Annotated in this window: 9 protein-coding genes; 5 read left to right on the top strand and 4 right to left on the bottom strand. The window is 63.1% G+C overall.

Going from position 1 to position 12,465, the window contains the following annotated elements:
* Positions 1 to 27: 27 nt before the first annotated feature.
* Both A3AU_RS0103650 and A3AU_RS0103655 read right to left on the bottom strand, forming a co-directional pair.
* Entirely contained in the window at positions 28 to 792 is a 765-nt protein-coding gene (locus A3AU_RS0103650; RefSeq protein WP_027051590.1) for an ATP-binding cassette domain-containing protein, read from the bottom strand.
* On the bottom strand, positions 789 to 1,955 hold the full coding sequence (locus tag A3AU_RS0103655) for an ROK family transcriptional regulator (protein WP_027051591.1): 1,167 nt from the start codon (positions 1,953 to 1,955) through the stop codon (positions 789 to 791). The genes A3AU_RS0103650 and A3AU_RS0103655 overlap by 4 nt, the downstream gene beginning before the upstream one ends.
* Before the next feature lie 215 nt (positions 1,956 to 2,170).
* Here A3AU_RS0103655 and A3AU_RS0103660 point away from each other — a divergent pair, with 215 nt between their 5' ends.
* A complete protein-coding gene (locus tag A3AU_RS0103660) occupies positions 2,171 to 3,349 on the top strand; it encodes a M24 family metallopeptidase (RefSeq protein WP_027051592.1) in 1,179 nt (392 codons plus the stop codon).
* Positions 3,350 to 3,359: 10 nt separating this feature from the next.
* The gene (locus tag A3AU_RS0103665) at positions 3,360 to 4,574 is read left to right on the top strand and encodes a M20 metallopeptidase family protein (protein ID WP_245235407.1); all 1,215 of its coding nucleotides are present in this window, start codon (positions 3,360 to 3,362) and stop codon (positions 4,572 to 4,574) included.
* Between the two features lie 133 nt (positions 4,575 to 4,707).
* Here the strand turns inward: A3AU_RS0103665 and A3AU_RS0103670 are convergent, their stop codons facing one another.
* Positions 4,708 to 6,009: a M23 family metallopeptidase gene (locus A3AU_RS0103670; protein WP_027051594.1), complete on the bottom strand. Its 1,302-nt coding sequence runs from the start codon at positions 6,007 to 6,009 to the stop codon at positions 4,708 to 4,710.
* A gap of 315 nt (positions 6,010 to 6,324) precedes the next feature.
* Here A3AU_RS0103670 and A3AU_RS0103675 point away from each other — a divergent pair, with 315 nt between their 5' ends.
* Both A3AU_RS0103675 and A3AU_RS01000000134880 read left to right on the top strand, forming a co-directional pair.
* Positions 6,325 to 7,320, top strand: a complete 996-nt coding sequence (locus tag A3AU_RS0103675; protein WP_027051595.1) for a sterol desaturase family protein — start codon at positions 6,325 to 6,327, stop codon at positions 7,318 to 7,320.
* Positions 7,317 to 8,498, top strand: coding sequence for a GNAT family N-acetyltransferase (locus tag A3AU_RS01000000134880; RefSeq protein WP_051355272.1), 1,182 nt, complete (start codon positions 7,317 to 7,319; stop codon positions 8,496 to 8,498). Before A3AU_RS0103675 ends, A3AU_RS01000000134880 begins: the two co-directional genes overlap by 4 nt.
* A gap of 21 nt (positions 8,499 to 8,519) precedes the next feature.
* Here the strand turns inward: A3AU_RS01000000134880 and A3AU_RS0103685 are convergent, their stop codons facing one another.
* Positions 8,520 to 8,987, bottom strand: coding sequence for a peroxiredoxin (locus A3AU_RS0103685; RefSeq protein WP_027051596.1), 468 nt, complete (start codon positions 8,985 to 8,987; stop codon positions 8,520 to 8,522).
* Between the two features lie 95 nt (positions 8,988 to 9,082).
* On the opposite strand from A3AU_RS0103685, the gene A3AU_RS0103690 reads away from it, so the two are divergent.
* A complete protein-coding gene (locus A3AU_RS0103690; protein ID WP_027051597.1) occupies positions 9,083 to 12,463 on the top strand; it encodes a YhdP family protein in 3,381 nt (1,126 codons plus the stop codon).
* Positions 12,464 to 12,465: the final 2 nt, after the last annotated feature.

Genomic DNA, 12,465 nt, shown 5'->3' on the forward strand with positions numbered 1-12,465 from the left:
CTGTTAAGCCGGACCCCTCTTTGTCCCTCAGCCCGCCGGTCCGGCACCGGCAAGCGTCTCCCCGGTGATCATGTTGATCACCGCATCGGGACTTGTTTTGTGTCTGGCGACATCGCCGGCCACGACGCCTTGCCGGATCACCACGATCCGGTCGGCGACCTGAAAGGCCTGCTGCATGATGTGGGTGATGATGACGACGCCGATGCCCTGGCTCGCCACCTGGCGGATCATGTCGAGACCACGCCGCGTCTGCTCGACGCCCAGCGCCGCAAACGGCTCGTCGAGGAGCACCAGCTTGCCGCCCCAATGCACGAAACGGTTGAGTTCAATTGCTTGCCGCTGGCCGCCTGAGAGATGCTCGACATTGGTGCGCAAGGACGGAATACGGGTGCCGGCGCTGGCCAGCGCCTTTTCAACGACCGTTTCCATGGCGCGCTCGTCGAGCACGGGAATGCCGAGCACCTTCCTGGTGATCTCGCGGCCCATGAAGAAATTGGCCACCACATCGACATTGGTGCAAAGCGACAGGTCCTGGTAGACGGTTTCGATGCCCGCCGCCTTGGCCTCGGCCGGCGACCTCGCCAGAAACTCCTTGCCCTCGAACAGCATGCGGCCGGAAGTCGGCTCCAGCCCGCCGGCGATGATCTTGACCAGTGTCGATTTGCCAGCGCCGTTGTCACCGAGCAACGCCACCACTTCGCCCTTGCCGATGGAGAAACTGATCCCTTTCAGCGCTTCGATCGCGCCATAGTTCTTGGTGACATTGTCGAGCACCAGCAGCGGTTCGCTCATGCCGCAATCTCCTTGGTCGTCAGAAGATCACGGCCGCGTTCGCGTTCGGCGGCGAACATCTGGCCGAAGCGCGGCGACAGCACGCCAGAAACAGCAAGTGCGGCGGCGCCGCGCAATACGGAATGTTGCCCGCCACGCGCGACCATGACCCGCGGGGTCGTCCGATCCTTGCGCGCCGAGACGGAGTTGTGCAGGCCGTCGGTCGAACCCGCCAGACGTTCGAGCAGGTCGATGGAGGCCAGTCCGCCAAGAATGACCGTTTCGGGATCGAACAGGTTTTCGATGACGGCGATGGCATTGTGATAGATCGGCGCGACTTCCGCCGCCCAGTCGGCTTCCGTGCCGTTCCAGCGCCGTAGCGCCTCGAGCGAGAGGTATCGTTCGAGACAACCCCGGTTGCCGCACGGACAGGCCTCACCGCCGGGAACGACAGGGATGTGGCCGACCTCGCCGGCATTGCCCCGGGCGCCACGCTGCACGCTGCCGTCATGGACCATGACGCCGCCGAGGCCGACGCCGAAATAGAGATAGTAATATTCGGAGAATTGGGCGCCGAGGCCGTAGAGCCGCTCGCCCATGGCTGCCGCGGCCATGTCGGTCTCGAAGAAGGCCGGCAGTCCGGTCGAGGCCGCCAGCCGCTCGCGCAGCGCCACGTCCTTCCAGCCGGCCATGGTGGTGGGGCCGACAAAACTCATGGATTCGACGCCGAAAGGTCCGGGCAGGGCCAGGCCGACCCCGAGAACCCGCCCTCCGGCTCGCAGTCTGGTCAGTTCGATTACCATCGCGCCGATCAACTCGAAGGCATGGTCTGGCGTTGCGTTTGGTGCGTCGCGGTAGGTGCTCTCGATCACGTCGCCGCTCAAATTGATCAGGGCAGCGTTGATGCCGAGCGGGGTGATGTGGATGCCGACGGCATAGCCGCCCTCGGGATTGATGCGCAGCCTCGCCGGCGGCAGGCCGCGCCCCTTCGGTTCTTCGCGAACGGAGAGAATGTAGCCCTGCTCTTCCAGTTCGCGAACGATGGTCGATACGGTCTGGACGGTGAGCCCGACGCGGCTGGCGATCTCGCCGCGGGCGATCGGCCCATGCAGGCGGATGGACTCAAGCACGATGCGCCGGTTGTACGGCCGCCCGAATTCCTGATTGGTCCCCCGCAATGCCATGCCTTGCGCCCCCGGTTGACGCGAGGTTCGCATCAAAGATTTATTCAGTCAAATGGAATTCAAAAATAAATTGAGGCCGAGCCGTGACCCAATAGGCCGCGGATGGCAGCGGCTTAGGACCTGTCCACCTGTCGCCCTTGGCCGATTGCCGCCATGGCGAAACCGTTTCAATGGTGAGCAAGCCTCGCAACCGTTGAACCAAGCATGGAGCAAAGATGATCGAATTGCCGTTTGCCCGCGACGAGTACCAGCAGCGGCTTGCCAAGATCCGCGCCGAGATGGGTAAGCGCGGTCTTGAACTCCTCATCGTCAACGACGTCGCCAACCAGCACTACATCACCGGCTATGATGGCTGGTCGTTCTACACGCCACAGGTGGTGCTGGTTCCCCTGGAGGAGGTCGAGCCGGTCTGGATCGGGCGCGCCATGGATGCGGCTGGTGGTCTTCTGACAGCCTGGATGAAGCCCGAGAATGTCGTTGGTTTCCCTGAAGACCACGTTCAGCGTACCGATCGCCACCCCATGGACTGGATCGCGAACTGGATCTCCGCCAAAGGCTGGGGCGTCAGACACATCGGCATCGAGCTCGAAGCCTATTATTTCTCGCCGAAGGCGCATGCTCGCCTCGTCGCCGGACTTCCCAACGCGAAATGGCACGATGCCGATCTGCTGGTGAACTGGATTCGCGCGGTCAAATCGGCGCCCGAGATCGCCTATCTGCGCAAGGCGTCGACCCTGGCCGAGGCGGCGGTGGCGCGGGCCTATGAGGTGATCGCGCCCGGTGTGCGCGAATGCGATGCGATTGCCGCCATCCAGGCGGCGCAGATCGCCGGCAGCCCGGATTTCGCCGGCGACATCACCGCTCTTCCGCCGACCATCCTCGGCGGCGAGAATGCTTCGGCCCCGCACATCATGTGGAGCGACAGGCGGTTCGGAGAGAACGAGACGATTGCGCTGGAACTCGCAGGTGTCTGCCGCCGCTATGCCGCCGGGCTCGCAAGAACGATGCAGCTAGGCCAGACGCCGACGCGGGTCGCCGATACGGCAAAGGCGGTGATCGAAGGCATGGACGCAGTGCTCGATGCGGTCAGGCCGGGAACGACAGCCGAAGCGGTAGAAGGCGCATGGCGCAAGGTCATTCAGCGCTACGGGCTGAAGAAGGAGTCGCGCATCGGCTATTCCATCGGCGTCGCCTATCCGCCGGATTGGGGCGAACACACGATCAGCCTGCGTCCGGGCGACAAGACGGTGCTTCAGCCCGGCAACGTCGTTCATTCCATTCTCGGCATGTGGATGGATGGCTGGGGCATCGAGATCAGCGAGACCATTCTGGTCACCGAAACCGGCCATGAGAGGCTGACCAGGTTCCCGCGAGAGATCCATGTCAAATCGTGAGGGGCCGCCCATGGCAGGCGCTGGTTCCAGCCCCGGCGCGGTCGATATCGATGCCGGGATTCTCGACCAGATGATCGAGATCCGCCGCCATCTGCACCGCAATCCGGAGCTTTCGAACCACGAAGCCAACACCCAGCGTTATCTCAGGCAAATGCTGGCCGGCGAGGGAATGACCGACATCCGCGACGTCGCGGGCTTTGGCCTGGCCGTCGACATTGTCGGCACCGGCAAGCCGTCGAACCGAAAGATCGCCATTCGCGCCGACATCGACGCCTTGCCGATCGAGGAGGAGTCCGGTGTCGCCTATGCCTCGACCAATCCAGGTGTGATGCATGCATGCGGTCATGATGCCCACGCCTCGATGGGCTTCGCGGTCGCCGCGCATCTCCATAGATCGAGGGCCGATTTTGGCGGGACCGTCCGACTGATCTTCCAGCCGGCTGAGGAAGACTCGCCGTCCGGCGGCAAGCGGGTGGTGGAAGAGGGGTTGCTCGACGACATCGATGCCGCCATCTGCCTTCACGTCGATCCGTATACGCCATCCGGCAAGATCGCGGTCCGTCCGGGTCCCTACACGCTGGCGTGCGACACTTTCGATGCCATTGTCATCGGCGAGGCGGCGCACGCGGCAAAACCCTATGAGGGCGTCGATGCGATTGCCGTGGCCTGCTCCATGGTCGGCGAATTGCAGAAGATCGTGTCGCGCGAGATCGACCCCTACGATCCGCTGGTCATTTCCGTCACCGGCATCAATGGCGGCAGCGCCTACAATGTGATCGCCGGCAAGGTCGCCCTGAAAGGCACCATTCGCAGCGGCAGCGACGCGACCCGCGAGCGGGCCTGGCAGCGCCTTCGCGAAATCCTGGAGGGCATGGCGGCAAGGCACGGCGCCAGCGTGGAGCTCGCCATCCACAAGGGAGAGCCGGGCGTCGTCAACGATGGCGAGATGGCCGAACTGATTGCCGCCAGCGGCAAGGCCTGTATCAGTGCCGACAATGTCCTCGACACGCCCGGATGGACCATCGCCGACGATTTTGGCTACTACAGCGAGAAGCGCCCATCGGTCTATTTTCGTCTCGGCATCCGCAACGAGGCGCTCGGATCGGTCTTTCCGCTTCACCATCCCAGGTTTCGCGTCGACGAGGCCGCCTTGAAAGTCGGCGCGGCCACGCTGGTCGCTGCGGCGACCGGATTTCTGTCGGCGCAGCCGGCCGGTACCGACTGATCAATGCGGTTTGAAGGATCGGCTCGTGCACGGCCTGCACACCGGCGATGGCGCCGATCACCGGGGTCGCCGGGAACTGGATCGGCAGAGCGAAGATTTGGTTTGGTGCCGATCAGGTCAGGACCGACGCGCCTCAGAGGTACTGCGCGACCTTCTTGCCGACACTGAGGAAGCGCAGGGGGTCGATCGCTTCGCCATTGTGGCGCACTTCATAATGCAGGTGCGGGCCGGTGGAGCGGCCGCTGCTGCCGGTCTTGCCGATGACGGCGCCGGCGTCCAGTTTCTCGCCGACGGTCACGTCGATTTCACTGAGATGACCGTAGCGTGTCGCAAAGCCGTTGCCGTGATCGACCTCGACCATACGGCCGTAGCCACCGTTCCAGCCGGCCTTGGTGACGATGCCGGGCGCCGTGACTTTGGCTTCCATGCCGACGGGCGCCCTGAAGTCCATGCCCGAATGCAGCGCCGCGGTGCCGAGGATGGGATCGGTGCGCACGCCGAACGGGCTGGTGACGGAGTGGCCGGGGGCGGGGTTGGCAAGCGGCAGCTGGCGCGCTTCCTTCTTCAACTGGTCGAGCGTGTCCAGGGCCTCGTCCAGTTCCTTGACCTTGCTGTCGAAGATCATCGAACTGTCGAGTGGGATCAGCGGGCCGCCGACATCGCTTTCGTTCTTGCCGAAATCGCTGTCGACGGGCAGTCCGGCGGCCTGCAGCGCCTGCTGGATGGCATCGGCGCTCTTGTAGGCGTTGTCCGCGAGCGTGTTGATACGGGTGAGTTGTTCGTTTTCGATGGATTTCAGCGACTGGTTGATCGAGACGAACAGCCTGTCCGCGCGATCGGCGGCTGAATCACTGGGCAGCGGATCGGTGCGGGTCGACCACAAGGAGAACGGCCTGGTGTCGGCGGCGCCAAGGTTGGCGCTCAGGCTGGCGACCGCGTAGTTCTGCGGTTGGCTGATGCTGCCTGTCACCTCGGCGTGCTTGTCGGGCTTGGCAGCCGCTGCCGGGCTATCGCTGGGCACTGTTCCAACGTCAGTCTCGGCGCGTTCGAGCAGCGGCCCGAGACGGCCGTGACGCTGGCTGAGCTGTGTCTGGCGTTCAAGCAGTTCGCTGACCTTGGTTTCCATCAATTGCTGGTCGAGCAGCTGGCGGCTGGTGATGCGGTCGACCTGGGCGCGAAGCGCCGAGATGCGGTCTTCGTAGGCCTGTTGCATGCGCGCCTGGCGCGCGGTGGTGGCGCCGATCAGGTCGTCGCGCAGGACGAGATACGACGTCGCCAGGAGGTAACCGATGGCAATGGCGGCGACCGCTGAACCGATGAATGCCGCAAGCCAGGGCCGGATCGTGAAATGCCTGATCTCGTTGCCTCGGGCGATGATGACCGTGTGCGGTTCCTTGCGTCTGCCGAAGACTGCGGACTGACCGGTTGCGTTCACAGGACCAAGCTTTCGTTTACGACACCACGACTGCCTGATTACACATTATTAGGGTTAACAAAGGCTTTCTGGGTCGATTGCGCGGCGCGGAACGCACGCGACGCGGGCAAAAGGTTGCATGAAAACCGCCAAGGAGCGGTCGTCGCGCCGCTAAATCATTGGCCATGAGCAACAATTTGCTGCCAGCGCAACGATCCCTCGTCCAAGGATAGAGATCCAGAGTTCCTTAACTGTCTTCGATTGCATTTACTTGACGGTTTTCGATTAAAAGCGTGATGGGATTTGGGATTCTATTGGAGATGGGCGGTCTAAGGGATGCTGAGCGATCTGATTGGCAAGATACTCGACAAGCTGTCGGGCACCAGTCTGCTGGCGACCGGGCTCTTGCTGTTGACTGCCCTGGTCAGCGCGCTCGTGGCTTATTGGCGCACGGTCGAGGAGAAGAGCTGGAAGGAGTTCTTCGAGTTCGTCATTCCACATGAAGTCATCACTCATCCCTCGGCAAAGGCCGATCTCATGTTCTGGGTGACGAAGAAGGCGCTGATGCCTTTCCTGATGCTGCCCGCCGGAATTGTTTTCGTCACTGCGGTCGGCTACGGCACCAACTGGCTGTTTTCGACACTCTTCCAGTTCCAGCCGCCTCTGATCGAGGGGCCGGCAGGGCCGGTGACGGTGCTGATCTTCACCATCACAATGCTGCTCGCCTATGACATTTCCTATTATCTCTATCATGTTGCCCAGCATCGCTATCCCGTGCTTTGGGAATTGCACAAGGTGCATCACTCGGCCGAGGTGATGGTCGGGATCACCAAGGACCGGGTCCACCCGCTCGACGAGTTGATGAATCGAGCCTGGGACGGCGTCATCGTCGGCGTCTGCTTTGGCATCTGGTCGCTGATTTCGCTGAATCTGGTCGAACTGACCGTCTTTGGCGTCAACGTCTATGTCATGCGCAACATCCTGATGATGGATTTCGTCAGGCACACGCATTTCAAGATCTCGTTCGGCCCGCTCAACAATCTGATCCTGTGTCCTCATTGGCACCAGCTGCATCACAGCACCGATCCACGCCACTATGACAAGAATTTCGGGCTGCTGTTCTCGTTCTGGGACCGGCTCTTCGGAACATTGTGCGTGCCGAAGCCCGACGAGGATTTCAAGTTCGGACTGGTTGACCGCGATGTGCGCGACTACCAGTCGCTGGCCGGCCTCTATCTCATGCCGCTGAGGCGGATGTGGGGGCACATTGCCAGGCGTATCCGGTCCGGAAAGCCACGCACCTCGCGATCGACGGAAGGGACACGGCCATGAACGCGCCTTTTGTGCTCGCGATCCCGCGCACGCGCACCTTCGAAATCGTGACATCGGCGACACGCCTGGCCGAGATCGCACCGGCCTGGAATGCGCTCTGGCAGCGTGCCGGCGGGCTTGTCTTCCAGCACCCGGACTGGATCGCGACTTGGTGGCGCACCACCCCGCATCAGGAGCGGCGCACGCTCAGGATCGGGCTTGCCTGGAACGGCGACCGGCTCGATGGCGTGATTGCGCTCGCTACCTTCAAGCGCTCCGGCATCCGCATGCTCGAATGGGCGGCAAAGGATCACAGCGACTATGGCGATGCCCTGGTTGCGCCCGACAGCGATCCGCAGGTGATCTCCCGCCTCTGGCAACATATTTTTGACCAGGGTGGTTTCGACCTCATCTATCTCAACCGCCTGCTGCCGGATGCCGGTGTTCATGCCCTTCTGGACCCGGCCTCGAGCCGTGACACGGCGCTTCGGCCCAACCACCGCAGTGAAGTCAGCTACCGTGTCGCGGGTTCCTGGCAGCGCGGGGCGGAATGGTTCGAGACGCTCTCCAAGAAGGGCCGGCAGAACTACCGTCGTGGCCGCAAGTTCTTGGAAGAAAGCGGTACAGTGCGTTTCCGCTTGCTCGACGCGGACGAGCCGCGCGAGCCGCTGCTTGCGCGGGTCGCGGCGCTGAAGCGCGTCTGGCTCGTCCGGCATGGCCGCGTTTCGGACTTGTTTGACAAGGACTCGCCGGTTCTCGCCGCGCTTGTTTCGGTCCTGGCCGAACTCGGGCTGTTGCGCATTTTTGTGCTGGAACTTGACGAGAAGATCATCGCGGTCTCGATCAATTTCGAGCAGCACGGAACGATGATGGCTTTCATCACCACCTATGATCCTGAATATGAGCGTGCCTCGCCGGGTATGGTCCTGATGATGGACTATATCCAGTGGTCGCTCGACCGTGGCCTGGCCAAGGTCGATTTTCTCTGCGGCGGCGAGGATTTCAAACGGCGTTTCGCCACGCAATCAGTCACGCTGTCGTCGATGATCGGCGCGCGCGGCTTGCGCGGTCATCTCGCCGCGCTGGCCGATCGTGCGAGCCATGTTTCGAAATCCTGGCGGGCGCAGCCGCAGCCGAAGGCCGAAACACCCGACGAGTCAGAACGCCTTGTTTCCGGCACGACCGGAATTGTCGATTGAGTTCGTGGGCCTTCCCCGCGCTCAAAGGGCGCGAACGGCTTCCAGCACTTCCTCGGCATGGCCCTTGACGCGGACCTTGCGCCAAATCCTGGCGATACGTCCGTCACGGCCGATCAGGAACGTCGCCCGTTCGACGCCCATGTATTTGCGGCCATACATCGATTTCTCGACCCATAGATGATAGGCCTCGATCACCTTGCGCTCCTCGTCGGCGGCGAGATCGATCGTCAGGTTGTATTTCGACTTGAACTTGTCGTGCTTCTTGACCGGATCGGGCGACAGGCCGATCACGACGGCGCCGGCCTTCTCGAATTCCGGCTTCAGCTGTGAAAAGCTGATCGCTTCCTGGGTGCAACTCGTGGTGTCGTCCTGCGGGTAGAAATAGAGCACCACCGGCTTGCCGGCGGCCGCGGCGAGACTGAGCGAGCCGCCGCCGTCCCGTGGCAGGTCGAATTGCGGCGCAAGATCGCCCACGTCCAGGTCAGCCATATCGATGCCCTTGTTTGAGGTTACGCGCGAAGCCACACCGATATAGTGTCGACCGGGGATTCGTCCACGAGCGAATTCGTACAACGGAAGATTGCGTGGATCAGGAGCAACCGCAGCACGAGAAGATCAGGTTCAGGCGTGACGAGATCACCGACCTGGGGGCCTTGCCGTCCGCGTGCCGCGTTCCACCGCTCGGCCAGGCGTCGATCGGTCGTGGCTTCCGCATCCTTTCGCGCGTGTTCGCCGGCATGGTGGCGCTCATACTGCTGGCCGCCACGGCCGTCTATCTCATCGGCCTTTCCGGCATCGGGTCGGACCGGCTGCGTATCGAGGCAGAAACCGCTATCGAGAAACTCGCCGGCGTCGATGTCCATGTCGCGGTCGGGCCTGCCCGCATCACCCTCGACAGTTCGAGCTTCGTGGCCCTCCAGGTGAGCGATGTCAGCCTGGAGACCGGCGACGGCAAGCCGATGGCCGATGCCGGTCGTGTGCGCTTTGGTGTCCGCCTGATACCGCTGCTTTGGGGTGACGTGCGGCTGACCAGCGCCAGGATTTCCGATGCCCACATCGTCACGGCGGCGATGCCGTCCGGCGGCGACTGGACAGCGCAATTGCGCAATGAGGATGGCCTCATCGATCCGGAGAAACTTTCCGAGGCGGTGTTCGGCAACATCCATCGGGCGCTTGATGCCGTGCGGGAAGATTCGATGCGGCGGATAGATCTCCGCAATGTCGAATTCGTGCTGCCTGAAACCGGATCGATCAAACGGGTCAAGATCGCCGACGCTTCCGTGGTCCAGTCGGGGCCGGGCGGCATGACGTTTTCCTCCAAGGCGGATGTCGATGGCCGAAAGGTCACCGTCGCCGCTTCCGCCACCCGAGATATCGGGGCGCACCGCGTGACGGCGCTGAGTGCGAACATCGATCTGGCGGCTGCCGACGACACCGCGGCAAGCGCCCGGAAGCTGGGCGCCGTCGCGTTGAAACTGACGGGATCGGAAGGAGCAGGCACCACTGCATCACAGCTGACGGCGGCCCTGTCGTCGACGGGTTCCGTGCTCGATCTTGGTGCCCGCGGGCTGCTGCCGGCCGACGTCGATTTGAATGCGACGCTGGTCGATGGCAGCAACAAGCTCCAGGTGGACAGGCTGCTGCTGAAAACCGGCCGGTCTTCGTTCGATTTTGGCGGCTCGATAGGGCCAAAACCCGCGACCGGGGCGGCGGGGGAGGAGCCTTCCTATCGTTACGACTTGACCAGCGACGGTTCGACCCTGGCGCCATCGGAATCGCCCGAGCCCGCGCTGACCTTCCTCGCCCGCATCGCCGGCGTCTATCAGACCAAAAGCCACAAACTGGTGGCCGAGCAGATCGCGGTCCGGTCCGCCGCATCCAGCGAAGTGCTCGGCACCGCGGCCGTGGAGTTCGTCGACGGCAAGGCTCCGGGCATCAATCTGGCGCTCAACGTCCATGACATGCCGGTCTCGCACGTCAAGCAACTGTGGCCGTGGTTTTCAGCCCGCAATGCGCGGCTCTGGGTGCTGGCCAATCTGTTCGGCGGCCGCGTCGTCGATGCCAATCTTCAGTTCCATGTCGTGCCGGACCGCCTCGGCAACGGCGTGCCGCTTTCGGCAGACGAGGTGTTCGGCCGTTTCCAGATCGAAGGATCGCGTTTCGACACCGCCGGCCGCATCCCGCCGATACGTGACGCGGTCGGCGTCGTCGCTTTCCACGGCAATGATGTCGACATTTCACTGTCCTCGGGCACCGTCTTCATGCCCAGCGGCCGCACCGTGGCAGCCAGCAACGGCACGCTGAGCGTCAAGGCGGCGAACCATCCGCCGGTCATCGGCGCGCTCGACATCGATGTCGCGGGGGAGGCGCCGGCGGTCGCCGAACTTGCCTCCTACGAACCGATCAATGCCATGCGCCATGTCGGCTTCCTGCCGGAGGACCTGTCCGGCACCGTTACTGGCCATGTCAGGGCCGATATACCGTTGCAGTCAGGCGTCGACACCTCGAAGCTCGACTGGCAGGTGTCGCTCGACTACACCGGCCTGTCGCTGGCCAAGCCGTTGGAGGGCCAGACCGTGACCGATGCCGGCGGCTCGATCACGGTCGATCCGCAGAAGGCGGTGATCTCCGCCAAGGCGTCGCTGAACGGCATTCCGGCCGAACTCGACCTTGTCGAACCGCTGGCCGATGATGGGCCGGCGCGCAGCCGCAAGGTGGCCCTGGTGCTAGACGACAAGGTCCGCGCCGCCGCCATGCCCGGCCTGACGCCGCTGCTGGGCGGAACGGTGAAAGTCGCTATCGACAAGAGCGGCACCGGCAATCAGAACGTCTCGGCCGATCTGACCAACGCCAGGCTGGACATTCCATGGGCCGGCTGGAGCAAGGGGGCAGGGGTCCCCGCCAACGTGACTTTCGTGATGACCAAGTCGGGCGATACCACGACGCTCTCCGATTTCAACCTCGACGGCAAGACATTCTCCGTCGACGGTAGCATCGTTTTGATCAACGGCGCCCTGTCATCGGCCAAATTCAGCAAGGTCACGCTGAACCGGGGGGACGATGTCGCCATTTCGGTGAAGCGGTCGGGCAAGGGCTATGCGGTCGACATCAATGGCAATGCGCTCGACGCCCGTTCACTGATCAAGCAGTTCACCTCTGATGTCGACGCCGCGACTAAGACGACCGGGACAGACAACATTTCCGTCAGCGCCGACGTCGAGCAGCTCACCGGTTTCCACGACGAGCAACTGTCCAACCTGAAGCTCGATTACAGCGCGGCCGGCTCAAGGGTGAATGGGCTGAAGGTCAGCGCCACGGCAAGCTCGGGCGCGGCAATCGCCGTGAGCAACACGACCGGCGACGGCCGGCGCTCGCTCAACGTGCAGTCGGCGGACGCCGGCGCGATCCTGAGATTCCTCAACATCTATGAGCATATGGAAGGCGGGTCGATCGCGCTGGCGCTGACTGGGGCCGGCGATGGGCCGATGAAGGGCAAGGTCGACACCAGCAACTTCTTCATCGTCAACGAACCGAAACTCGCCTCCATCGTCTCCACCACGCCGGCCGGTGACAACCGAAGCCTCAACCAGGCGGTCAAGGGCAATCTCGACACCTCGCGGGTGAAGTTCGAGCGCGGTTATGCCGAGATCGAGAAAGGCAGCGGCTATCTGAAGCTAGCCAACGGCGTGCTGCGCGGCCCGCGCATCGGCACGACCTTCCAGGGCATTCTCTACGACCAGAACAACAATATGGACATGACCGGCACCTTCATGCCGGTCTATGGTCTCAACCGCATCTTCGGCGAACTGCCCATCGTAGGCGCGCTTCTGGGCAACGGCCGCGACCGCGGCCTGATCGGCGTCACCTACCGGCTCAGGGGCAACGCCAACAAGCCGGTGCTCGACGTCAACCCGCTGTCGGTGATTGCACCGGGCATATTCAGGTCGATCTTCGAGTATCGATGAGC

The sequence above is a fragment of the Mesorhizobium erdmanii USDA 3471 genome (genome assembly GCF_000472705.1).
GTDB lineage: Bacteria > Pseudomonadota > Alphaproteobacteria > Rhizobiales > Rhizobiaceae > Mesorhizobium > Mesorhizobium erdmanii.